Source organism: Wocania ichthyoenteri Th78, from assembly GCF_000789235.1.
In the GTDB taxonomy this organism is placed as follows: Bacteria; Bacteroidota; Bacteroidia; order Flavobacteriales; family Flavobacteriaceae; genus Wocania_A; species Wocania_A ichthyoenteri.
Genome location: NZ_KN525716.1, coordinates 2,963,740 through 2,989,319 on the forward strand (window position 1 = coordinate 2,963,740; position 25,580 = coordinate 2,989,319).

The 25,580-nt window shown below is 33.2% G+C and carries 18 protein-coding genes and 1 pseudogene; 2 read left to right on the forward strand and 17 right to left on the reverse strand.

All coding sequences use genetic code 11. The annotated features are described in order from the left end of the window. Position 1 precedes the first annotated feature (1 nt). The 3 genes from ccoN to RG22_RS12920 all read right to left on the reverse strand — a co-directional run bounded on the left by ccoN (position 2) and on the right by RG22_RS12920 (position 5,040). Entirely contained in the window at positions 2–2,185 is a 2,184-nt protein-coding gene (gene ccoN / locus RG22_RS12910; RefSeq protein ID WP_034043944.1) for a cytochrome-c oxidase, cbb3-type subunit I, read from the reverse strand. 93 nt (positions 2,186–2,278) lie between these two features. Next, the gene (gene ccoS, locus RG22_RS12915; RefSeq protein WP_034043947.1) at positions 2,279–2,467 is read right to left on the reverse strand and encodes a cbb3-type cytochrome oxidase assembly protein CcoS; all 189 of its coding nucleotides are present in this window, start codon (positions 2,465–2,467) and stop codon (positions 2,279–2,281) included. Positions 2,468–2,664: 197 nt separating this feature from the next. Then, a complete protein-coding gene (locus RG22_RS12920) occupies positions 2,665–5,040 on the reverse strand; it encodes a heavy metal translocating P-type ATPase (RefSeq protein WP_034043949.1) in 2,376 nt (791 codons plus the stop codon). A 106-nt stretch (positions 5,041–5,146) separates the two neighbouring features. Between RG22_RS12920 and RG22_RS12925 the strand changes: the two genes are divergently transcribed. After that, complete coding sequence (locus tag RG22_RS12925; RefSeq protein WP_034046083.1) at positions 5,147–5,824, forward strand: Crp/Fnr family transcriptional regulator; 678 nt, start codon at positions 5,147–5,149, stop codon at positions 5,822–5,824. Positions 5,825–5,924: 100 nt separating this feature from the next. Here the strand turns inward: RG22_RS12925 and RG22_RS12930 are convergent, their stop codons facing one another. The 11 genes from RG22_RS12930 to RG22_RS12985 form a co-directional block, all read right to left on the reverse strand. After that, positions 5,925–9,134 carry a VPS10 domain-containing protein gene (locus RG22_RS12930; RefSeq protein WP_034043951.1) on the reverse strand — a complete coding sequence of 1,070 codons (3,210 nt, stop codon included), beginning with the start codon at positions 9,132–9,134 and terminating at the stop codon, positions 5,925–5,927. 70 nt (positions 9,135–9,204) lie between these two features. Beyond that, complete coding sequence (locus tag RG22_RS12935; RefSeq protein WP_034043954.1) at positions 9,205–9,753, reverse strand: PepSY domain-containing protein; 549 nt, start codon at positions 9,751–9,753, stop codon at positions 9,205–9,207. A gap of 72 nt (positions 9,754–9,825) precedes the next feature. Continuing rightward, positions 9,826–10,398: a YdeI/OmpD-associated family protein gene (locus tag RG22_RS12940; RefSeq protein WP_034043956.1), complete on the reverse strand. Its 573-nt coding sequence runs from the start codon at positions 10,396–10,398 to the stop codon at positions 9,826–9,828. A 5-nt stretch (positions 10,399–10,403) separates the two neighbouring features. Further along, positions 10,404–12,056 (reverse strand): M1 family metallopeptidase, encoded by a 1,653-nt coding sequence (locus tag RG22_RS12945; protein WP_034043958.1) that lies wholly within the window; start codon positions 12,054–12,056, stop codon positions 10,404–10,406. A 52-nt stretch (positions 12,057–12,108) separates the two neighbouring features. Then, positions 12,109–13,443 carry a M28 family peptidase gene (locus tag RG22_RS12950; protein ID WP_034043960.1) on the reverse strand — a complete coding sequence of 445 codons (1,335 nt, stop codon included), beginning with the start codon at positions 13,441–13,443 and terminating at the stop codon, positions 12,109–12,111. A gap of 2 nt (positions 13,444–13,445) precedes the next feature. Continuing rightward, a complete protein-coding gene (locus RG22_RS17900) occupies positions 13,446–13,820 on the reverse strand; it encodes a DUF6265 family protein (protein WP_244462168.1) in 375 nt (124 codons plus the stop codon). A gap of 289 nt (positions 13,821–14,109) precedes the next feature. Then, entirely contained in the window at positions 14,110–15,918 is a 1,809-nt protein-coding gene (locus tag RG22_RS12965) for an acyl-CoA dehydrogenase family protein (protein ID WP_034043964.1), read from the reverse strand. A gap of 122 nt (positions 15,919–16,040) precedes the next feature. Further along, a complete protein-coding gene (locus tag RG22_RS12970; protein WP_034043966.1) occupies positions 16,041–17,231 on the reverse strand; it encodes an acetyl-CoA C-acyltransferase in 1,191 nt (396 codons plus the stop codon). A gap of 4 nt (positions 17,232–17,235) precedes the next feature. After that, positions 17,236–19,644: a 3-hydroxyacyl-CoA dehydrogenase/enoyl-CoA hydratase family protein gene (locus RG22_RS12975; RefSeq protein WP_034043967.1), complete on the reverse strand. Its 2,409-nt coding sequence runs from the start codon at positions 19,642–19,644 to the stop codon at positions 17,236–17,238. Between the two features lie 10 nt (positions 19,645–19,654). Next, complete coding sequence (locus tag RG22_RS12980; RefSeq protein ID WP_034043968.1) at positions 19,655–20,104, reverse strand: MarR family winged helix-turn-helix transcriptional regulator; 450 nt, start codon at positions 20,102–20,104, stop codon at positions 19,655–19,657. Between the two features lie 130 nt (positions 20,105–20,234). Continuing rightward, the gene (locus RG22_RS12985) at positions 20,235–20,627 is read right to left on the reverse strand and encodes a DUF1761 family protein (protein ID WP_034043970.1); all 393 of its coding nucleotides are present in this window, start codon (positions 20,625–20,627) and stop codon (positions 20,235–20,237) included. Positions 20,628–20,799: 172 nt separating this feature from the next. On the opposite strand from RG22_RS12985, the gene RG22_RS12990 reads away from it, so the two are divergent. Beyond that, positions 20,800–21,819, forward strand: a complete 1,020-nt coding sequence (locus tag RG22_RS12990; RefSeq protein WP_034043973.1) for a glycosyl hydrolase family 18 protein — start codon at positions 20,800–20,802, stop codon at positions 21,817–21,819. Between the two features lie 21 nt (positions 21,820–21,840). Here RG22_RS12990 and RG22_RS12995 read toward each other — a convergent pair whose 3' ends face one another. The 3 genes and pseudogenes from RG22_RS12995 to RG22_RS13005 form a co-directional block, all read right to left on the reverse strand. Then, on the reverse strand, positions 21,841–23,610 hold the full coding sequence (locus tag RG22_RS12995) for an AMP-dependent synthetase/ligase (protein ID WP_034043976.1): 1,770 nt from the start codon (positions 23,608–23,610) through the stop codon (positions 21,841–21,843). Positions 23,611–23,818: 208 nt separating this feature from the next. Then, positions 23,819–23,992, reverse strand: a pseudogene (locus RG22_RS13000) (IS3 family transposase); the annotation flags it as partial. A 38-nt stretch (positions 23,993–24,030) separates the two neighbouring features. Next, entirely contained in the window at positions 24,031–25,575 is a 1,545-nt protein-coding gene (locus RG22_RS13005) for a sulfatase family protein (protein ID WP_052143848.1), read from the reverse strand. Positions 25,576–25,580: the final 5 nt, after the last annotated feature.

Genomic DNA, 25,580 nt, shown 5'->3' on the forward strand with positions numbered 1-25,580 from the left:
TTTAGTTTTGAGCGGTTTCTAAATTGTTTACTTTAATGTCGGTTCCTAAGCGTTGTAAATAGGCTATTAATGCTACAATTTCACGATTACGCATCTCAATAAATTCTGAACTTCCAGCAGCTTTGTCAGATTCGTAAGTTTTTGCAAAATCAGGATTGCTATACAAGTTTTTTTCAATTTGCGTGCCTTGATCTAACATGGCTTGTTGTGCGTTTGCAATATCTTCGTCGGAATAAGGAACACCTAGAGTTACCATAGTTTTCATTTTAGCTTCAGTATTAGACTTGTCAAGTTCGTTTCTAATTAACCACTGATACGCTGGCATTATAGATCCAGATGATGTACTTTGTGGGTCGTACATATGATCTAAGTGCCAATTGTCTGAATATTTTCCACCAATACGATGTAAATCTGGCCCTGTACGTTTACTCCCCCAAAGGAATGGATGGTCGTATACAAATTCTCCAGCTTTAGAGTATTCACCATAGCGTTCTACTTCACTTCTAAAAGGACGAATCATTTGTGAGTGACAGCCCACACAACCTTCGCGAATGTAAATATCGCGACCTTCTAACTCTAATGGCGTATACGGTTGTACACTACTTATTGTTGGGATATTAGATTTCACCATAATAGTTGGAACTATTTGAACAATACCACCAATTAAAATAGCTACAGTTGCTAATAATGTTAATTGTACTGGTTTTCTTTCTAACCAAGTATGCCACCCTTCGCCAGCAGTACGACGTTTTGATACGTTTTGTAATGCAGGGGCTTCAGCTAATTCATCTTCTACTTTACTACCATTTTTGATAGTTACAATAATATTGTAAACAAGAATTAACATACCAACAATAAAAAGCGTTCCACCGATAGCACGCATCCAATACATGGGCATAATTTCGGTAACCGTTTCTAAAAAGTTTCCGTATGTTAATGTTCCATCTGGGTTAAATTGTTTCCACATACTGGCTTGGGTAAATCCAGCAACATATAATGGTAGTGCATACATTATGATTCCTAAAGTACCAATCCAGAAATGTAAATTAGCTAATCCTATAGAGTATAATTTCGTTTTAAATAGTTTCGGAACTAAGTAATAAATCATTCCAAAGGTTAAAAACCCATTCCAAGCTAACGCACCAACGTGTACGTGGGCGATAATCCAATCTGTAAAATGTCCAATAGCATTTACATTTTTAAGTGATAATAAAGGACCTTCAAAAGTTGCCATACCATAACCAGTAATGGCTACAACCATAAATTTCAAAACAGGATCGGTACGTACTTTATCCCAAGCACCACGTAATGTTAATAACCCATTTATCATACCACCCCAAGATGGCATTAATAACATCACTGAAAATGCAACACCCAAGTTTTGAGCCCATTCTGGTAACGCCGTATATAAAAGGTGATGTGGTCCAGCCCAGATATAAATAAAAATTAAAGACCAAAAGTGAATAATAGATAATCTATAAGAATACACTGGTCTGTTTGCTGCTTTAGGGACAAAATAGTACATCAATCCTAAAAACGGTGTAGTTAAGAAAAACGCCACGGCATTATGTCCGTACCACCATTGTACCAAAGCATCTTGTACACCTGCGTACACCGAGTAGCTTTTCATGGCGCTAACAGGTAACGCTAAACTATTAAAAATATGAAGCACAGCAACGGTTACAAATGTGGCAATGTAAAACCAAATAGCAACATATAAATGGCGTTGTCTTCTTTTTAAAATAGTTCCAATTAAATTCCAACCAAAAACTACCCAAACTAAAGCTATAGCAATATCGAAAGGCCATTCTAATTCGGCATATTCTTTTGATGTGGTATAGCCTAAAGGTAGTGTAATAGCAGCACCAACAATAATTAATTGCCAACCCCAAAAGTTAATTTTACTTAATGCATCGCTAAACATTCTTGCTTTAAGTAAACGCTGCGACGAGTAATAAACACCCGCAAAAATAGCATTACCTACAAAGGCAAAAATAACAGCATTGGTGTGTAATGGTCTTAAACGACCAAAACTTAACCACGAAATACCGTCGGTTAGGTTAGGGAATAAAAACATAAATGCTAATAGTAAACCTACTAACATACCTATAACTCCCCAAAGCATGGTAGCATAGAGGAAATTTTTAACGATTTTATTATCGTAATGAAACTGTTGTACTTTCATAAGTAAATAATTATTTGTTTTTCAATGGTCTTATGCAATCACTAATTTATTAAGGGTTTTTAATCTACTTTTAAAGTGGCGATTTCATAATAATTAATTGGTCTTTTTAGTTCTTAATGATGGTTTTGGTTGTTTTTTAACAAGTTCGTCTTCAAAAAGCATTCTAACAGAAGGTGTGTAGCTGTCATCAAATTGTCCTTTTTTTACAGCATATATAAATGCAATAAAAAAGCCAATAGCAACAATAATACTGATACTCAATAATATATATATAACACTCATACCTATTAGAAGTTATGGTTCAAAATTACTTTTATAAGCTTTGCTAAAACATGATTTTTGTCATGTTTCATTCATTATTTTATTTATTGCGTTACCACAAGGGTCGAGCTTTCGGCAGTCGCTTCCTCCTTCGTCGGCGAGCTTCAACAAATGCCTCAATCCCTAACGCGCTCATTTGCTAAATTTAGTTCTTATATCTATTTCAGTTTTCTTCCTAAAAAATTAGTGCAAATGGTAGTAAATACTACAATGCTTATAGAACTTAAAGGCATTAATATGGCCGCAACTACTGGAGCTAATTGCCCTGTCACTGCGAAATAAAGTCCAATAATGTTATAAATGAATGACAACACGAAACTCCATTTTATAATTTTTATAGCTGATTTAGAAACCTTTATATAATTAAATAATTGGTTGAATTTTGAAGCATCTAAAATAGCATCGCAAGCTGGAGAAAATACATTAACGTTTTCAGAAATGGCAATACCAACATTGCTTTGCGCTAAGGCACCAGCATCGTTTAATCCGTCGCCAATCATTAAAACATTTGCACCTTCAGTTTGATGGTATTTTATATACTCTAATTTATCTTCTGGTTTTTGATTAAATAACAATTTGGTTTTTGTTGGTAGTAATTTAGTTAAATTGTCTTTTTCACCTGCATTATCGCCAGAAAGAATCACCAAATCGTAACCCTTTTTTAGGGTGTTAAACAATTGTGATAAGCCTTTTCTATAAGCATTATAAAATGTGAATTTTCCTTTATACTTGTTGTTAGTGCTAACGTGTACGGTGGTGTTTAATGCTGCTGTATCTGCAGTATAACCAACAAAAGGCGCAGAACCTACCTTTATATACTCTTGATTGTATTTAGCTTCAATACCTTTGCCTAAATGTTCCTCAAAAGTGTCTAATGATACAACATTATGTTCACTTAAAACTTCGTATAACGACCTGCTTAACGGATGATTAGAACCTCGCAACGTACTTTTTAAAAGCGATTCTTCAGTCAATGAAAGTGCTTCGCCTTCATAATTAATAGACATTTCTTTGTTTACCGTTATCGTTCCTGTTTTATCAAAAATGATAGTATTTATTTTTGCTAATTGTTCAATAACACTAGCGTTTTTTAAATAGAATTTCTTCTTCCCTAAAATGCGTAAAATATTTCCAAAAGTAAAAGGCGCAGACAGTGCAATAGCACACGGACAAGCAATAATTAAAACTGACGTAAAAACGTTTAATGCTTTGCTAGAATCTACAATTAACCAATACGAAGTGGCAACCAAAGCAATTAATAAAATAGTGATTGTAAAGCGTTTACTAATGCTATTTGTAATGTTTGTAAAAGCCAATTCTTTGTCGGTTTTAAACACATCGTTACTCCAAAGTTGTGTGAGGTAACTTTGCTCAACAGATTTTAAAACATCAACTTCAATAGTGCCATTAAGTTGTTTGCCGCCAGCAAAAAGTTTGTCTCCAGATAGTTTAGAAACTGTTTTAGATTCACCTGTAACAAAACTATAATCAATCCGTGCATTCCCTTTTATTAAAATACAATCCACGGGAATTAATTCTTCGTTTCTAATAAGTAATCGGTCGCCTTTTTTAATATCGTAAACTTGGGTCGCTTCTTCTTTACCTTCAGATGTTATTTTTGTAATCCCAATCGGGAAATACGATTTATAATCACGCTCAAAAGATAAAAACGAATAGGTTTTCTGTTGAAAAAATTTACCGAGTAACAAAAAGAAAATAAGTCCAGTTAAGCTATCAAAAAAGCCTGAACCTATATCGAGCATGATTTCAACGGAGCTCCTTAAAAATAATACCAAAACCCCTAGTACAATGGGAATATCAATATTTAAAATTTTAGAACGCAAACCTTTATATGCCGAAATAAAATATCCTTGAGCCGAGTAAAAAACAACTGGTACCGAAAAGGCAAACATAAGCCATCTAAAAAGGTGTTTGTATTGTTCTATCCAAAATTCGCCAACTTCAAAATACTCGGGAAATGACAAAAACATCACGTTTCCAAAAGCAAAACCGGCAACACCTAATTTATAAATCAGCGATCGGTCAATTTCTTTTTTGCCAACGCTATAATCGTCTAAACTTATATAAGGCTCATAGCCAATACTGCTAAGTAACGTAACCAGATTTTTTAATGTAATCGATTTAGAATTAAAAGAAACTCGAACAGTTTTTTTTCCAAAATTAACTATGGACGAACTTACTGAGCTATTTAATTTATTCAAATTTTCTAGAATCCAAATACAAGAACTGCAATGAATATTTGGGATGTATAAACTAATAATTTGTACTTCATCATCATTAAATTCTAATAACTGTTCTATGATTTTTGAGTTTTCTAAAAAGTCGTATTTACCCTCAATGTCTTTTGGTGTTGTACCAGGAGCTTGTTGTAAGTCGTAATAACAAGTTAAATCGTTTGTAGAAAAAATTTCGTAAACCGTTTTGCAACCATTACAGCAAAACGATTTGTCATCAAATGTAATTTTAGAGAAAGCAGCATCTAAACCACAATGAAAACATGTGTTTTTATTCATTTTATTTGCTCATTTATACCTTTTGCAAAGGTTAAAAGTTAGTGAAAGTTTTAATATGATATTTGTCATGTTTTCTTTATTTTTACAAAAACACCAATTATTTATTATGGGTAAGTGTGAGCAATGCATTGTTAAACAATTCAATTCACTTAAAGCATTGACTAAAGATGAGTTAGTTCGTATTTCTAGTTGTAAAACATCTATGATTATTAAAAAAGGAGATGTTATTTTTGAAGAAGGTGAAACGTTAAATGGCGTTTATTGTGTTAAAGATGGTATTTGTAAACTATCAAAATTAAGTGCCAATGGTAAAGATCAAATTGTAAAAATGGTTGTTAAAGGTCAACTGTTGGGACAACGATCTCTTATTTCTGATGAGAGTTCTAATTTACAGGCAGTAGCTTTAAATGATATGGAGGTTTGTTTTATCCCTAAAAGCGAAATTATTAACGATTTACAAAGTAATTCAAAATTTTCGTTTGAAGTATTAAAAGAAATGGCTCATGATTTAAAAGAAGCCGACGATGTTATAGTAAATATGGCTCAAAAATCTGTGAGACAACGTCTAGCTGAAGCATTGGTTTATATACATGATAGTTTTGGTACAAACCCTGATGGAACTTTAAGTATTTTACTTTCTCGAGAAGATTTTGCAAATATAGTTGGAACAGCTACAGAATCTGCGATTCGTGTGCTATCTCAATTTAAAAAAGAAGGATTAATAGCTACTGTAGGTAAGCAAATAAAAATTGAAAATATAGACGCACTTAAGCGCGTAGAATAATAAAAAAGGTGCTGTCTTAAATATAAAAGACAGCACCTTTTTGTTAAGATTTTTTAAACATAAAATCCTTTAAGTGTGAAAATAGAACAGTTTTTTTCTGTTAATTCAATTTAAATGATTTTGTTGTTTTAAACGGTGATGATTTTATAGCTTCCATCTCGTTTTTATAGGTTTCCCAATCTTCATTAAAAAAGGCATTGGTTTTATCTAAGCCATCTTTTAAAGTATTTTTAGCATGTTCTATCAACGTGTTTTCTGTTGCCGTTAGTCCATTTTGTCTAGATCTAATATAGCTATTTGCTAAACTTATACGTTGGCTAATATTAACTTTTGGATTTCGTGTAATGCCTTGGCGTTTATCTTCTTTTCCTAAATAGAGAGCAATTAATTCATCTATTTTCTTAATGATGTCTTTTGAAGCCTTTATTTCATATTTATATTGTTCTTTATTTAATTTTTTAAGACTGGATTGATATTTTTTTGAAATGTCTTTACTTTCAACTAATTGTTTAACAGCATCAGCCATAAGTTGAGATAGGCTTTCAATATGTTTTGAAGCAGTATAAACTTCATTAATATTAGTGATAGATTTGTTAAGTCGCGGATCGCTTTTAACAGTAATCATTTCTTCTGAAGTTTGATCTCCGAAGTGCATAACAATCTTATATGTACCAGGTTTTACCTGTACGCCACCGTTTTCTCTGTTACTTTTTCTAATGGTTCTCGATGCTCTATCTGGGCCTTTTTCATCCATATACCAAGTCCATTTATGTATACCACTTTCTTTTGGCGCTTTTTGTTTTAAAGTTCTTATTAAACGATCGCCATCATAAATTTTCATAGTTAACGAATCCCACTTTACTTTCGTTACGTCTTTTTCAGAAGAATCATTTTCTTCTTCCTTTTCATCTTTTTCATCATTATTAGACGCTTCTTTTTCATCAACCGTTACATAATACGACATTTGAGCACCACTCTTTCTATTTTCACCATGATACAAAGCATCACCACCAAATCTGCTTCCTGTGGGTTGTTGATAGGCAGCTTGATAGGCGACAGGAGGTGAGAATAATTCTAATTTTTTACTTAAAAGTTGATTGTTTTTTGCTAGGGCTCGTAACGGACGAATATCATCTAAAACCCAAGCGGCACGACCAAAAGTGCCTATAATTAAATCGTGTTCTCGTGGATGGATAATCAAATCTTTTACTGAAACCGTTGGGAAGCCTTCAGTCCATTTTATCCATTTTTCACCTGCATTAAGTGAGATATATAAGCCATCATCTGTTCCTAAAAAAAGAAGGTTTGGTTCTTGAATATCTTCAATAATTGATAATGTGTAGCTTTCAACATCATTTGCATCAATAATACGTGTCCAAGTTTTACCGTAATCTTTGGTCCTGTATGCATAAGGTGTGTAATTAAAACGTCTGTAATCATTAGCAATTAAAAGCGCTTCACCTTTATTTTTATTTGAAGCTTTTATTTGTGGAATCCAGCTTCCTGCTGGTAACCCTTTTATATTTTTGGTGACATCTATATAGGTTTGTCCGCCATTTTGAGTAACATGTACACGACCATCATCTGTACCAATCCAAAGCATATCCCTTTCTATTGGCGATGGTTCAATAACTAAAATAGTACAATGGTTTTCTGCACCTGTAGCATCTATGGTTAATCCGCCACTTTCACTTTGCTTTAGTTTTTCAGGATTGTTAGTTGTTAAGTCATCTGAAATAAGTTTCCATGTTAATCCTTTATCAGTCGATTTATGTACAAATTGACTACCAAAATATAAAGTACTACTATCAAAAGGATCGATACTTATGGCTGAATTCCAGTTGAAACGAAGCTTAACATCGGCATTAGGATGTGTTGGTTTTACTGTATAATTATTTCCAGTTTCAGCATCATAACGACTTACATAACCTTGTTGACTCATCGTCCAACCAAAACGCGAATCTTCTTTATCAGGAACGACATCAAATCCATCACCAAAGCTAATTTCTTGCCAATAAGAATTTCGAATACCTTGCGCTTTCCAAACATAAGCTGGACCTTTCCACGAGCCATTATCTTGCATGCCGCCGTAAACATTGTATGGAATATCGTTGTCTACATTAATGTGATAAAACTGAGCTACTGGAAGGTTGCCAATAAATCGCCACGATTTACCACCATCTTTTGTAATGTTAAGTCCGCCATCATTTCCATCAATCATGAAATTTCCGTTATTAGGATGAATCCACCACGCATGATGATCTGGGTGCACACCATTATCTACACCATAAGCAGGCATAAGTTGTGTGAAATTCTTGCCACCATCTTCCGAAACATTAACATATGTATAAATGGAATACACTCGATTTTCATTTTGTGAATCGACATAAATTTCAGAATAATAAAACGGACGATTACCAATATCGTCTTTATCGTTTATTTTTTTCCATTTAAAACCGCCGTCTTCACTTTTATAAAGTGCATTTTTTTTAGCTTCAACTAACGCATAAACAATATTTGGTTTGTTTGCTGCTATGGCAACACCAATACGTCCTAAATTACCTTTTGGTAAACCATCTTCGTCTGTGATTTTTTTCCATGTTTTTCCGCCGTCATGTGTCATATGTAAACCAGAACCTTCGCCACCAGAATTAAAAAACCACGGGTCGCGTTTATGCTCCCATACGGCTGCAATTAATTTATTAGGATTTGTTGGATCCATCACTAAATCTGCAGCACCAGTTTTATTGTTTACAAAAAGAATTTTGTTCCAAGTTTGACCACCATCAGTCGTTTTAAAAACACCGCGTTCTGGATGTTCTCCCCAAGGCGAGCCAATTGCAGCGACATATACAACATCAGGATTTGTTGGATCGATAATAACACGATGAATATGGCGTGTGTTTTCTAAACCCATTGATTTCCATGATTTGCCACCATCAAGAGAGCGAAATATACCATAACCACCATTTAAACTGTTTCTTGGATTACCTTCGCCTGTTCCAACCCAAATAACACTAGGATTAGATTGTTGAATGGCAACAGCACCAATAGATGCCGTTACTTCCTTATCAAAAACAGGGTTCCAAGTTATACCTCCAGAAGTTGATTTCCAAAGTCCGCCAGAAGCGGTACCAACATACATAACATCTGGGTTTTTATGAACCACATCAATTGCAGTAACACGACCAGACATTCCTCCAGGACCAATATTGCGTGGATGCATATTTTTTAATAAATCCATTGAAAAATTTTGTGCAGAAATGATTGTAATGCAGGATAGCATTGCTAAGGATATGAGTTTTTTCATTGTGAAGTTCAATTAGTTAAATGAAGTTTTAAAGTTAATGAAAAGGAGTTAGATATTTCGTAATCTAATATTAGCTCTTTATTTTTTTAATTTGTCGAGGTTTGAGCCATAACCAAAAACCGCTAAAAGAAAGGAGTATTAGTGCTAATGAAGTTACTGAAGAGTAAAAAAGTTTTATTGGTGTAGACTTGTTTTTAAATAGATAATCTAAAATAGATCCATCGTGAATCATCTCAATAATATCTGCTGTTCTTTGTTTTTCAGAAACTACTTGACCAGTATAGCAATCTATTTGTAACTCGGTAAAATGATTTTCAAACCTTACCTTAACAACACCTTTATTGGGTCTGTAATCAACTCTGTTAATCTCAGAGTTTAAGTTTAAAGCTTCAATGTGATTAATAGCATTTTTTGTAATTTTGTCTAAGGAAATTAAATGCTTATTGTTTAAAACTGCGGTTTGTGTTTTAGGCTTAAATTGTAATTGTTCTTTCCAAGTAAGAAGCAAACCAGTTACTCCTAGTAAAAACATAAATAAAACAAAGGGAACGGCAATAAAACGATGCAGTTTTCTGTAGATTCTTGATTGTTTTGCTAGTAATCTGGTTTTTGCCTTCAAATGAATATTTTAAACCGTCGAAAATAGGAAAATTAGATTATAACTATTCTTAAAAGGGTGTTAAGAAATCAATTACCAATTACCTCTATCTTTAATGTTTGCATTACAAAGTTTAATAATTTCTGTAATACGTTTTTCTCTTGTGGCTTCTCGTTTTGCTTGATTTAGCCAATATAAATAGCTTTTTCTGTATGAAGGCGCGAAGTTTTTATAGTTTTTAAAGGCTTCACTATTATTATCAAATTCAACTTGTAAATCCTTAGGGATTATACCCTTTTCAACCTCATCTAAAGCAGTCCAAGAACCGTTAGCTTTTGCTATTTCAATAGTTAGCAAACCACTTTTATGCATTGTTTTTTTAGCAGTTAATTCTTTAATATACTTTTTATTTAAAGCACTCCAAACACTTTTCGGGTTTCTAGGAGTAAAGTATTGTCTGCGTTTTCCGTTGCCTAAACTTTTTACTGTAGAATCTATCCAACCATAACATAGCGCGACTTTTACAGCATCTTCCCATCGCATAGAAGCTTCTTTGTTTTCAACTTTATAAAAGATTAAATAAACACCTTTTGTAGTACTATGATTTATGTGTAACCATTCACGCCATTCAGTATCCGTTTTAAAATAAAGTTCAGGAAATTCCATAGAAACTAAAGTTCTTTTACTTCTATATAAAAATCTCTATCAATACTAATTGGTGTTTTACTAGAAGGAACTTCCATGGTTTGCCATTCAGATTTTGGATAAATCCACTGTTCGTTATTTCCAATTTTTACTTGAATTGGCATATCAAAACCATCAACAATGTTTGTCCATCTATACTTTAAAGCCTTTTTATTATGAGAATATTCTAAAGTTGGAATTTTAGTAGTTCTTAAATACTGATTAAAAAATTCGGTTAAGTTGATTCCCGTTTGTTTACTTATATAATCTTCAACTTGTTTTGTTGTTACTGTTTGATGGTAAAAAGTGGTGTTTAAACCACGTAAAATTTGTCGCCATTTTTCATCATCTTCAATAAGTTGCCTTAAGGTGTGTAGCATGTTTGCACCTTTATAATACATGTCTGTACCTGAGCCTTTTTTATTTACATCGTAATATTTCCCAATAATGGGTTTATCATTTGCTATATTTTTTCGAGTACCAATAACATAGTCTGCCGAGGCTTCTTTTCCGTAATAATAATCTAAAAATAAATTTTCTGAATAGGCTGTAAAGCTTTCATGAATCCACATATCAGCAATATCTTTATTGGTAATATTATTGGCAAACCATTCGTGTCCTGCTTCATGTATAATAATAAAATCGAATTTTAAACCCCAACCTGTTCCAGATAAATCGTTACCTAAATATCCTTTTTTATATTGATTTCCATAAGTTACAGAGCTTTGATGTTCCATACCTAAATAAGGCACTTCAACTAATTTAAAACTATCAGCATAAAAGGGGTATTGTCCGAACCAATGCTCAAAAGCTTTCATCATTTTAGGTGCATCTTTAAAATGTTCTTTGGCTTTTTCAAGATTATCGCGTAATACATAATAATCCATATTTAAGTTTCCTGCCATACCGTCGTATACTTCAGAAAAATTAACATAATCACCAATATTCATATTTACACCATAATTGTTTATAGGATTTTTTACAAACCAATGGAATGTTTTTGTATCACCAATTTGTTCAACAAGTCGTAATCTGCCATTAGAAACATTCATTAAATCTTTAGGTACATTAACACTAATTAACATACTATCTACTTCATCGTACATGTGATCTTTATTAGGCCACCAAACGCTTGCACCTAAGCCTTGACACGATGTTGCTATAAAATGGTTCCCATTGTTGTCTTTTTTCCAAGAAACGCCACCATCCCAAGGAGCACGAATAGCTTCTTTAGGAATACCCTCGTAATAAACCGTTATGCTATTAATATCACCAATGTTTTGTTTGTCGATTAATGTAATAAAATGAGCGTTTCCATCATGATTTATATTTAATTCTTTACCATTTTGAATTGCTTTTGTGAGCTTTAGAGGTGTTTGTAAATCTACCTGAATCACTGTATGACTATCTAAAACTTTATATTGAATGGTGTTTTTACCTCTAATTGATTTTTCTTCAGGACTTACTTTTATATCTAAATGATAATAGGTTAAATCCCACCAAGCACGCTCAGGGGTAATACTTCCACGTAAGGTATCTTGTTTTGTGAAATGATGTTTTTCTGATAACAGTTCCTGAGCTTCAATAGAAATTGTGGAAAGCATTAAAAAAAACAAAAGTAGACGAAAGGTATAATTCATTATTTTAAATTTTGCTTAAAATTAATTAAAAAGATGATTAAGTATGTGTTAATTAATCTCTAAATATTTTATTTGGAAAAACAACCACACTTTCAAACCCGTTTTCTCCAACGGATGCGATACCAAAAAAATAATTATCAATAACAATACCATCTAAAGTAAATTCTGAAACATCATCAACATATCTGCTGTTATCCCAAGTAGGGGATGTGGTATCTCTCCAATAAATTTTATAACCGATAGCACCATCAACTTTATCCCACTTAAATTTAACCGATGGTTGCACAATACCTCCAATAGCTATGTTTTTAGGTTGCGGTGGAGCAGCAGCTAAACTTGCCATATTTATGGCGTTTACTGCAGTTAATTTTTTTGCATAATCAAAATTAACATGCTCAATAACATCGCCATATTTTATACCGTTTTCTTCACGTATATCTTGGTGTTGTTGCGTGTAATTTTCATGAGCTTCCATAATTCTTATGCCTGCAAAACCTAAATCGTTAAAAGGTCTGTGATGTCCGCCACGACCAAAACGATCCAATCTGTAAACCATCATGGGGTTCATTTCTGGCATATATGTTTTTACAGTTTTATGAATATATCGTGCTAACTGACGAGAAACACCGTCAACTTCGCCGCCATAAAAGCGACGTGCATTGCGTTCTTTTTCAGATTCATTAGCAGGAACAGGTTCTGAAAAAATTCTAAAGGTTTGATTATCAATTATGCCATCAACACCTTTAATATTCCCAATCATATCGTTGTTTAAAACACCAATGATGTCCCAACCTTTATCTTGTGCATATTTTGCTAATCCTGCACCACCAAAAAGTCCTTGTTCTTCACCAGAAAGTCCGACATAAACAATACTATTTTCAAATGAATATTTCGACAAAACTCTAGCAGCTTCAATAGTGCCTGCCATTCCTGAGGCATTGTCGTTTGCTCCAGGCGCATCGGTTGTAAAGTCCATAGTATCGCTTGCTCGAGAATCAATATCTCCACTCATAATAATATAGCGATTAGGGTATTTTGTACCTTTTTGAATAGCAACAACATTAACCACCCAAGTGTCATGTGGCACTCTGCGATTGCCTTCTTTTGTAACAAAATCTTTTTGATAGAACACATTTAAGCAGTTATTACAGTTTTTTGAAATAATTTCAAATTCAGATTTTATCCAACGCCTTGCTGCACCAATACCTCGAGTTTCAGAAATGGTATCGCTAAAAGTGTTTCTTGTGCCAAAATCTACTAAAGTTTGAATGTCTTTCTGAATGCGTTTTGCAGAAACAGACTCAATGATATCATAGATTTTTTGATTGGTTTGAGAATAAGAAATAAAAGTTATAAGGCAAAAGCCTAAAGGGATTAGAGTTTTCATTTTTAGTCTTTAGTATAATTAAATTTTACAGTTTCAGTAGAACCATTTTTTTGATGCATATCTATATAAATATTCATTTCATTATCATTAATTTTTTCAAAAGTTACACCTTCAAAGATAACTTTATTTGGTGTGATTTGTTTTAAAGGAAAATCTACTGTTTCGTCTTTGGTTTCCCTCCCTTTTAAATCGTGATTAAAATGTTTTAGTTGAAGCATCAGTGTGTTTTCAATTTCTCTTATAATTTCAATTTCATAAAAAATAACTTTTCCTTTATTAATTAATTTGAAAGTCGCCATTATTGAACCGCCAGAAGGTTCGCTCCAATTTTCTTCGGTTTTGCCACCAAAAGCTTCACTTTTCCAATTGCCAGAAATTCAAGCTATATTTTCTAATTTTGGTTCGAGTGTTTTTGCTGTTTGTGCTTTACAAGGTAAGCTTAAAAATGAAACAATAGTCATTAACATAATTACAATACGTGCTTTCATAATTTTAAATATAAAGTGGTTTATATATTATTAAGACGTTTACGATATATATAACTGAGACACATTTTTAAGTTTAGTAAAGTTGATGTTTTAAAGATAGTAAAATAAAAAACGCTTCAAGAAATTAATCCTGAAACGTCTTTCACATTTGAGTTAGTCACGAAAAATTTTTAGTTTCCTAAAAACAATATTTATTTTCAGCTTTTACTTTTTCAGCTACTTCTTTGCGTAAATCTACAATGTCAGGATAATTAACATATTTTGTAAAACGTTTCAACCCCATTAATAGCATACGTTGCTCATCACCTTCAGCAAAAGAGATAATACTTTCTTTTCCTTTTTCTTCAACAATATCTACAGCATGATATAAGTATAATTTTGCCATGGCTATCTGAGCAGATTGTGCTTCTTCTCCAAAACGTTTTGCATTTTTTTCAGTTCTTAAAATTGCAGATTCTGCCATATAGATTTCAATTAGTATATCTGCAGCAGCAATTAATAACTGTTGATGATCTTCTAATTGAGGGCCGTATTTTTGAACCGCACCACCAGCAACCATTAAGAAGGTCTTTTTCAACTTCTTAATCATTTCTTTTTCTTCAGAGAACAACTCAGAATAGTCTGGTGTTTCGAACGAAGGAATGCCCATTAATTCTTCTTGAACTTTTTGTGCAGGACCTAATAAATCAACATGACCTTTCATGGCTTTCTTAACTAACATCCCAACCGATAACATTCTGTTAATTTCGTTAGTTCCTTCATAAATACGTGCAATACGAGCATCTCTCCAAGCCGATTCCATTGGTGTCTCTTCAGAGAATCCCATACCTCCAAAAATTTGAATACCTTCATCTGCACAGTTTTGAACATCTTCAGAAACTGCTACTTTTAAAATAGAACATTCAATGGCATATTCTTCAACACCTTTTAATTCTGCTTCTTGATGAGTATTACCAGCTGCTTCACGTAAAGCGATACGGTCTTCGATATTTTTTGCTGCTCTATAGGTAGCTGATTCACCAGCATAAGCACTTGCAGCCATTTCAGCTAATTTGACTTTAATCGCTCCAAATTCGGAAATTGGTGTTTTAAATTGTTTACGCTCGTTAGCATAATTAACAGCATACGTTAAGATGCGACGTTGTGAATCTAAACATGCAGCAGCTAATTTAATACGTCCAACATTTAGTGCGTTCATGGCAATTTTGAAACCTTCGCCACGACCAGCTAGCATATTTTCAACAGGAACAATTGTATCATTAAAAAATACTTGACGTGTAGAACTTGCGCGAATACCTAATTTGTGTTCTTCTTCACCTAAGGTAATTCCGTTAGGATTATCACTATCATACTCAACAATAAATCCAGTAATATTTTTATCGTCTTCTATACGTGCAAAAACAATCATCAAACTACAGAAACCTGCATTTGAAATCCACATTTTTTGTCCGTTGATTTTATATGATTTTCCATCTGCAGATAATTCTGCAGTTGTTTTTCCTGAATTTGCATCAGATCCAGCTCCTGGTTCTGTTAAACAATACGCTCCAAACCATTCGCCTGTAGCCAATTTTGGCACATATTTTTGTTTTTGTTCTTCGGTACCGTATAATGTAATTGGCATAGTGCCAATTCCTGTATGTGCACCAAAAGCTGTACTGAAAGAACCTGTTCCACTAGAAATATAATCACATGTTAAACACGTTGAAACAAATCCCATTCCCATTCCACCATAGGCTTCAGGAACAGAAACACTTAAAAAGCCCATTTCGCCAGCTTTACGCATAACATCTTCGGTTAGCGCATAATCTTTCGCTTCAAATCTCGCTTTATGAGGAATGATCTCACGATCATTAAACTCCATTACAGATTCTTTCATCATTTGTTGTTCTTCTGAAAAATCTTCAGGAGTAAAAACGTCTTCGCAGTTCGTTTCCTTTACTAGAAATTGACCACCTCTTAATAATTCTTTGTCTTTAGTTTCCATTAATTTTATAATCTAAAATGTTCTTTATTTTTAATTTGTCTGTTCGAGCGCAGTCGAGAACCATTTTGTAACTATTCCGATAATAAGGTCCCGACTGTGCTTGACCGGACAGAATATGTTTTTTAATTAAGAAATTCAAAAATCCCACAAGCACCTTGACCTGTACCAACACACATGGTTACTGCACCATATTTACCTTGCATATTTTGCTTACGCATTTCATCAAATAATTGTACTGAGAGTTTTGCTCCCGTACAACCTAATGGATGACCCAATGCAATTGCTCCACCATTTACATTTATGATATCTGGATTTAAGTTTAATTCTCTGATTACAGCTAAAGATTGAGATGCAAAGGCTTCGTTTAATTCTATTAACGATAAATCATCTTGTTTTAAACCAGCTTGTTTTAATGCTTTCGGAATCGCTTTTACAGGGCCAATTCCCATAATACGAGGCTCAACACCAGCAGCTGCATAATTTACTAAACGCGCTATTGGTTCAAGATTTAATTCTTTTACCATCTCTTCACTCATAATTATAACAAAAGCAGCGCCATCACTCATTTGCGACGAGTTACCAGCTGTTACACTTCCTCCAGCAGCAAATACAGCTCTTAGTTTTGCTAAAGCTTCTTTACTTGTTCCTGCACGTGGACCTTCGTCTTTAGTAACTGTGTATGATTTTTTTGCTTTCTTTCCGTTAGCATCAATGTATGTTTGTTCTACTTTGATTGGTACAATTTGATCTTGAAAACGATTCTCGGCTAATGCTCTTAATGCTTTCATGTGTGAATTATAAGCAAATTCATCTTGGTCTTCACGAGATACTTTAAACTGTTTTGCAACTGCTTCTGCAGTATTTCCCATGCCCCAATAATAATCTTCATGTCCAGCTTTTACAGTATCGTAATTTAATTCTGGTTTAAAGCCTGTCATTGGTACAGCACTCATGCTTTCTGCTCCACCCGCAATAATACAATCTGCCATTCCAGCTTGAATTTTTGCTGTTGCAATTCCGATAGTTTCTATTCCTGAAGCACAAAAACGATTCACGGTTACACCAGGAACATCAACACTATCTAATCCAATTAATGAAATAAATCGAGCCATATTTAATCCTTGTGAACCTTCTGGCATGGCGTTACCAACAATAACATCGTCAATACGTTTTTTGTCTAAATCAGGAAGCTCTTTCATCATGTGCTGAATGGTTTCAGCAGCTAACTCGTCAGTTCTTTTAAAACGAAATACACCTTTTGGTGCTTTACCAACTGCGGTTCTGTATGCTTTTACTATATATGCTGTTTTCATTTTCTTAGTTTCTTAATGGTTTACCCTTGGTTAGCATGTGTTGAATACGTTCTAAAGTTTTACGCTCAGTACATAAACTTAGGAAAGCTTCACGTTCTAAATCCAATAAGTATTGTTCGCTAACTAGAGTGGGTTCAGATAAATCTCCACCGGCCATAACGTAAGCTAGTTTGTTGGCAATTTTCATATCGTGTTCAGAAATGTAGTTGCTATCTTCCATTGCATCAGTTCCTACCAAGAACATACCTAAAGCTTGTTTACCAAGAACTAAAACATCTTTTCTATGGATAGGTTGTGTATAACCCATATCTGCCATTAATTTTGCATGTTGCTTTGCAACTGCTATTTGACGATCTTTATTAATAACCATGATGTCTTTTCCTTTTTGGAGGACACCTAAATCATAAGCTTCATAAGCTGAAGTCGATACTTTTGCCATACCTATAGTTAAGAAGTATTTTTGAAGCGTGTTTAACTGCACATCCCCTTTTCTAAACGTATCGGAAGCTCTTAAAGTCATTTCTTTTGAACCTCCTCCTCCAGGAATAACACCAACTCCAAACTCTACAAGTCCCATATAAGTTTCTGCAGCTGCAACCACTTTATCTGCGTGCATTGATAATTCGCAAGCACCACCTAAAGACATGCCATGAGGAGCAGAAATTGTTGGGATAGATGAATAACGCATACGCATCATGGTGTCTTGGAAATATTTGATAGCACCATTAAGTTCATCATATTCCTGTTCGGCAGCCATCATAAAAATCATGCCTATATTTGCACCAACAGAGAAGTTTGCACCTTGGTTACCTACTACTAAACCTGCAAAATCTTTTTCGGCAATATCAATGGCTTTGTTTAATCCTGCAAGGACGTCGCCACCAATAGTATTCATTTTAGATTGGAATTCTACATTAAGAATGCCGTCCCCTAAATCTTCAATAACCACACCTGAGTTTTTAAAGACTTCATTAGATTTTCTGATATTGTCTAGAATAATGAAGCTGTCCTGTCCTGGAATTTTTTCTTGTGTTTTCTTCGGAATATCATAAGCGTATGTAGCTCCATCTTTCACAGTGTAGAAAGAAGAACTTCCTGAAGCTAGCATCTCGTTTACCCAAGCATTAGGTTCTAAGCCTTCTGCTTTCATAATTTCTATTCCAGCTTCAACACCTATAGCATCCCATATTTGGAAAGGACCATGTTCCCAACCAAATCCAGCTTTCATGGCATTATCAATTTTATATAAGTCGTCTGTGATTTCTGGAATTCTATTTGAAACATAAGCAAATAATGCAGCGAAACTCTTTTTGTAGAATTCACCAGCTTTATCTTTTCCATTCACTAGTATTTTGAATCGGTCTATAACTTTATCAACCGTTTTGGTTAATTCTAAAGTGGCAAATTTAGCACGTTTAGCAGAACGATATTCTAAGGTGTTTAAGTCAAGTGTTAAAATTTCTTTTTGACCATCAGCTGAAACCGTTTTCTTGTAAAACCCTTGACCTGTTTTGCTTCCTAACCATTTATTTTTCATCATAGTGTTGATGAAATCTGGCAATTTAAAAAGCTCTAAACGTTCATCATTAGGGCAGTTGTCGTAAATGCCATTTGCAACGTGAACTAAAGTGTCTAAACCAACTACATCAACGGTTCTGAAAGTAGCCGATTTTGGACGACCTATTACAGGACCTGATAATTTATCAACTTCTTCAACAGTTAAATCTAAATCTTTAACTGCGTAGAATAAACTTTGAATACTGAAAATTCCAATACGATTCCCTATAAATGCAGGAGTGTCTTTAGCAACTACTGAGGTTTTTCCTAAGAATTGTTCTCCATAACCATTCAAGAATTCTAAAACTGAAGCATCGGTTTTTGGTCCTGGAATGATTTCAAATAATTTTAAGTATCGAGCAGGATTGAAAAAGTGTGTTCCGCAGAAATACTTCTGGAAATCTTCACTACGACCTTCACTCATAAACTTAATTGGAATACCAGACGTATTACTTGTAATCAAAGTTCCTGGTTTTCTGTGTTTTTCTAGTTTTTCAAAAACTTGTTTTTTAATGTCTAGTCTTTCAACGACAACTTCCATAATCCAATCGACATCCTTAACTTTTGCAATATCATCTTCAAGATTTCCTGTAGTGATACGATTTGCAAAAGAATTGTGGTATAGTGGTGCAGGCTTAGATTTTATGGATGCTGTAAGCGCATCATTTACTAATCTGTTTCTAACAACTTTATCTTCTAAGGTTAAACTTTTAGCTTTTTCTTTATCATTAAGCTCTCTCGGTACAATGTCAAGTAACAAGACATCAACACCAATATTAGCAAAATGGCAAGCAATGCCGCTTCCCATAATTCCTGAGCCTATAATGGCTATTTTTTTAATTCTACGTTTGCTCATCTTATTTAAACTACTTATCGTTGTTTTGATTATATATTTTTTTGTTAGTTACCATATCATTAATTAATTCGGCAACTTCATAAAAACTGTTCAGTTTTTCTGGACAAACATTATCTTTAATAGTATCATTAAAAGTGAGTACTTTTTCTCTTGAATAGGCTCTTTTTTCTCTGCCAAATTCGGTTAAATGAATAAGTACACTTCGTCCATCATTAGGATTTGATTTTCTTTCAATTAAACCACTTACTTCCATATTTTTTAATATTCTTGATAAACTTGTAGCTTCCATTCCCATTTTAGGTCCTAAAGCAGTTGATGGTGTACCTTTTTCTGGATCTATATTTAATAAAGCAAATCCAGTAGCCATTGTACTTTCAAATTTAGCAGCTTCTTCGTTATACATTTTTTGTACTGATAGCCATGTGGTTCTTAATACGTAATCAATAGTTTTATCTTTCATTTGTGAGAGGTTGTTGGTTCAAATATATAAAAATTTATTATGCATGCATAATAAATTTAATAAAAAAAGATTATAAAAAAACACCTCTATAAAAGAGGTGTGAGTTTTATTATTAATATTTGGAATAAGATTATCCCATTTTGCCATTAACCAATCCTATTACAGCACCAATTATAGCGGTCATAACAACAGAAATCACTACGTCTAGAGCAGCTAAATTTAAAACTGCTTCTGAATCCATAGCCATATTAAAGAAATTGTAAAACAGACCAACAAATAACCCAATAATAGCACCAGCTTTAGCACCAGTTGCAGCAGTTGAAATTTGAGCCCATTGGGTATAAATATAAGATACAAATAGTCCAAATGTTATGCAACCAAGAAATATGAATAACATAGTGTTTGAGCTTTCTTCGGGTTGAGGAAAGGTGTTTTTAAATATGATACCATAAAATAGCCATCCTAAAAGGAAATCAACAATGCCGCCAACAATGCCAGCAACTAAGAAATTTTTTGTTTTCATCTTAAATAATTTTAATTAGTTAGTTATCAATAAAAGTATAAAAAAAATATTAAATTATCATTATAAGATGTACTACATTGGTTATTATTTGAATTTTTAAGAAATTATTTGATAAAATAATATTTTATCTTTGGTTTGGATATATTGAGTAAAAAATTGAGTAAAAAATTGAATGAAAAATATAATATTACTTTTTTTCATATCATTTGTGTTAATGGTTTCGTGTAGTAAAGATGATTTGCCTAAAGATAATGATACGCAAATAAATGATAAAGCAGCAATGATAGTAGGCTATTTACCTTATTACCAATTTGCTTTAAGTGATAAAATAGAATACTGCAAACTTACCCATTTGAATTTGGCGTTTGCAAATCCAGATAGTCATGGGAATATTATTATGGAAAGTGTTACAGAGATAGTATCTGACGCAAAAAAAGCAAATCCAAAAATAATTATTTGTATTTCTTTGGCTGGTGGCGCTTTAACTAATGAACAAGCTACAAATTGGTCTAATTTAATTGATATTTCAGCAAACAGACCAGCGTTTATTGCAAACATTATAAATTATGTGATTAATAATAATTTAGATGGTGTTGATGTAGATTTAGAATGGAATCATGTGACTTCTGGTTATAGCGATTTTGTAATAGAATTAGGTGCTGGACTTAAAACACAAGGTAAATTGATAACTGCTGCCTTTCCTCAAGCGCGATATAGTAATGTTACCGATGCTGCGTTAGAGGTTTTTGATGTTATAAATATTATGTCTTATGATGCTACAGGGCCGTGGCTGCCGTCATTCCCAGGTCAACATAGCTCATTAAATTTTTCAAAAGTAGGCATTAGCTTTTGGAATAATACCGTTGGAATACCTGCTGAAAGGCTAACCCTTGGCGTTCCTTTTTATGGTTATAATTTTGTTAACTCTACAACAGCTCATTCAGTTACTTATAACCAAATGGTTAGAGATGATATTAATAATGCTGCTTTAGATCAAGTAGGAACTACTTTTTATAATGGGATACTAACTATTAAATATAAAGTTAATTTAGCCTATGATAGAGGTATTGGTGGCATCATGATATGGGAGTTAGGACAAGATTCTTTTGATGAATATTCGTTATTAAAAACGATACATAATGAATATACCACATTAGGAGTTAAAACCAGTGGGCTTTGTGGTAATAATTGAATGCAATAAGGTTTTGATAAATTATGATCTGTAAATTTTTTCAATAAGATCTTTATAAATCTCCTTAATAACCTTTCGTTTCATTTTCATGGTTGGTGTTAAATGTCCAGAGTCAATAGTCCAAATATCTGGTGTGATTTCAAACTTTTTTATTTGCTCCCATTTACCAAAGTTGGTGTTTGCTTCGTCTATTTCTTCTTGAATTCTATCGTGCAAAGCTTGATTTGTAATAATATCTTCTTTAGAATTAAAAGAGATGTTATGTCGTTTAGCCCATTCTTCAACAAATTCAAAATTTAACTGAATTAATGCAGCGGGCATTTTTTCGCCTTCGCCAATAACCATTATTTGTTCAATAAATCGAGATTGTTTAAATCGGTTTTCAATTAAGGCTGGTGCTACGTACTTTCCGCCAGAAGTTTTAAACATTTCCTTTTTTCGGTCGGTAATTTTCAAGAATCCTTCGCTACAAATTTCACCAATATCTCCCGTATGAAAATAATCGCCAGTCATTACTTCAGCTGTTTTTTCGGGATCTTTATAATAGCCTATCATTACGTTTGGTCCTTTTACAAGAATTTCTCCATCTTCAGCAATTTTTACTTCAACATTATCAATCACTTTACCAACAGTACCAATTCTAAACCCGCCATTACGTTGATCGTTTACCGATATTACTGGCGATGTTTCTGTGAGCCCATAACCTTCCATAATTGGCATTTCAGCAGCTGCAAATACGCGCGTTAACCTGGGTTGAAGAGCTGCGCTACCAGATACCATTAAATCTAAATTACCACCAAGGCCTGCTTTCCATTTGCTAAAAATAAGTTTTCGTGCTAGTTTAAGTTGCTTTTCGTACCACCAGCCATTTTTTCCGTATGGCTCATATTTTAAACCTAGGTCAACTGCCCAAAAAAACAATCTCTTTTTTAATCCTGTTAAATCACTTCCTTTTGCTATAATTTTGTCATATACTTTTTCATATAATCGAGGAACAGCAGTCATTACATTTGGTTTAATCTCTTTAAGATTATCGCTAATAGTTTCAATAGATTCTGCAAAATAAATTTCTACACCACAGTATTGGTATAAATACAAAATCATACGTTCAAATACATGACAAACAGGAAGAAAACTTAAAGATTTAGATTTACCATAATGAAAAGGTACTCGTTTTTCGCTATCTAAAACATTTGAAACTAAGTTGTTATGCGATAGCATAACACCTTTAGGCTGTCCAGTAGTTCCAGAAGTATAAATTAAGGTTGCTAAATCGTTAGGTTTAACAGCTTTCTTTCTAGATTCAACGTCGTTTTGATTGGTGTTATCTTCTCCTAATTTAAAAACTTCATTCCAATTGTTTTCTCCAGAAATGTTATCGAAAGTATATACATTTTTAAGATTAGTATTGCTTTTTATGGTGTTTAATTTTTTTATGATTTCTGCATCCGATACAAAGCAGTAAGTGGCTTCGGAATGATTTAAAATATACTCGTAATCCTCGGCAGAAATAGTTGGATAAATGGGTACATTTTGAGCGCCAGTTTGTAAAATGCCAATATCTAATATATTCCACTCGGTTCTGTTGGTTGATGAAATAACTGCAATTTTATCATTGGGTTGCACACCTAATTTTAATAGACCTCTACTAATTGTATTAATTTGATTAACATATTCCTGACTTGAAATTGATTTCCACTTTCCATTGTATTTTGTGGTAAATGCTTTTTCTAAATTATAAGTTTCAAGTTGATAATATGGAAAATCAAAAAGTCTAGTAATCTCTGTCATTAGTTTCTATTAAATATGTAGACATGCAAAGTATGAAATTAAAAATGATTTTCAAATAAGCGATAAAAATTAAGGACTCAAATACAGATTGAAATAAAATTTAAGCAGATTTTAATCCTTTTCAATTGCTTTTAGATTGTTTCTAAAACTTATGTGTCACAACAATGAACTTGCAACAAGAAGTCGGACAAATTTTCTAAGACCTATACTACATTTTTTTTGATAAAACTCTAATTCTATTTATTGTAGGAGTTTTATATCTCAAAGAAGAGTGTAATCGTTTTCTATTATACCAGACTTCTATATATTCAAAGACTGCTAATTTAGCTTTTTGAGTAGTCTTAAAACTCTGCCCTAGTAAATGTAGTAACTTTAGTTTTAATGGTTCTTTCATTTTTAGTTTTGTCTATCTAAAACTTTTCAATTCCAATGCGTTTTAAAAATATCTTGAAGTTTCACGTATTGCTCATCGGTATCATCATAAGTTTGCCGTTGTTTTTTTAATTCAACTTTCATGTCTTTAATAATTTCCGAATAGTTAGAGTCATTGTAAGCATTGTAATTCTCGTTTGGGTCTTTTTCTAAATCGTAAAATTCCCAAGCTGGGGTTGTGCTTTCTTTTGAAGAGCCTGTCATGTCTAAAGATTGTCCATAAAAAAAGGCAAGTTTGTATCGCTTATTTCTAATTCCAAAATGTCCAGGTCTAATAGGATGATTTGTCCAATATCTATAATAAGCAGAAGTTCTCCAATTTTCAGGAGTTTCGCCTTTAAGATTTTTACGAAAACTCTCACCTTGAAATGAGTCTGGTTTTTCAATACCAGCATAATCAGCAAACAATGCAGGAAAATCGATGTTTAAAATAATATCGTTTAAACGTTTTCCTGCTGCAATTTCTTTAGGATATCTAATTACAAATGGCATGCGAAGCGATTCATCATAAATTAAGCGCTTATCAAAAAAACCATGTTCACCTAAAAAGTAGCCTTGATCTGCTGTATAAATTACAACGGTATTTTCGGCTAAACCAGAAGCTTCCAAATAATCTAAAATTTTTCCAATATTATCATCAATAGCAGCGCCAGAACGCATAAAATCTTTTATAAATTTTTGATAGGTGGCTTTACGAGCAGTAATGCTATCCATGTTTTTAGTGTAAAAAGGCAAGCCAGGGTATTTACACCACCATTTTTCAGGATCGTTTGAAGCTTGTTCGTATCGCCAACTTAAATTTTCAAGTTTTTGTCCAACAAAACTTCGCCCTGTAGTTTCAGGCGAGAAATCAAATAAAGATGCTGGTTCTGGAATTTCATCATCTTGATATAAATCGTTATAACGCTCTGGGAAATCAAAAGGTTCGTGTGTTGCCTTAAAATGCGTCATAAGCATAAATGGCTTGTCTTTGTCTCTTTGGTTTAACCAATCTAAAGATAATTGCGTAATCACATCGGTTGAAAATCCTCCGTGAACATCCCAGGTTCCAGGTGCTTTGTTGAAATTTTCAGCAGTTCTTAAAATAGGATCCCAATAACGCCCTTGGTCGTGTAAAATGTTGTAATAATCAAATCCAGAAGGCTCTTTTTTTAAATGCCATTTACCAATAATAGCTGTTTGATAGCCGCTTTTATTTAATACTTTGGCAATGTTTAAACTATCAGGATGTAAAGTGTCACTAAGGGTGTAAACGCCATTTTTATTACTGAATTGCCCCGTTAAAATACTGGCTCTACTTGGTACACAAATGGAGTTGGTGCAAAAGGTATTATTTAAAACCATCCCTTCGTTCGCTAGCCTACTAATATTTTTATTTTGAACATGATCTTGTAGAATGCCACCGTAAATTCCCCATGCTTGCGAGGTGTGGTCGTCAGACATTATAAAAAGAATGTTTGGTCTTTCATTATTAATGTTTTCTTTTTTTTCTGAATGGCAACTTATTAAAGTTAGTAAACATATTAAAAGCATTAACA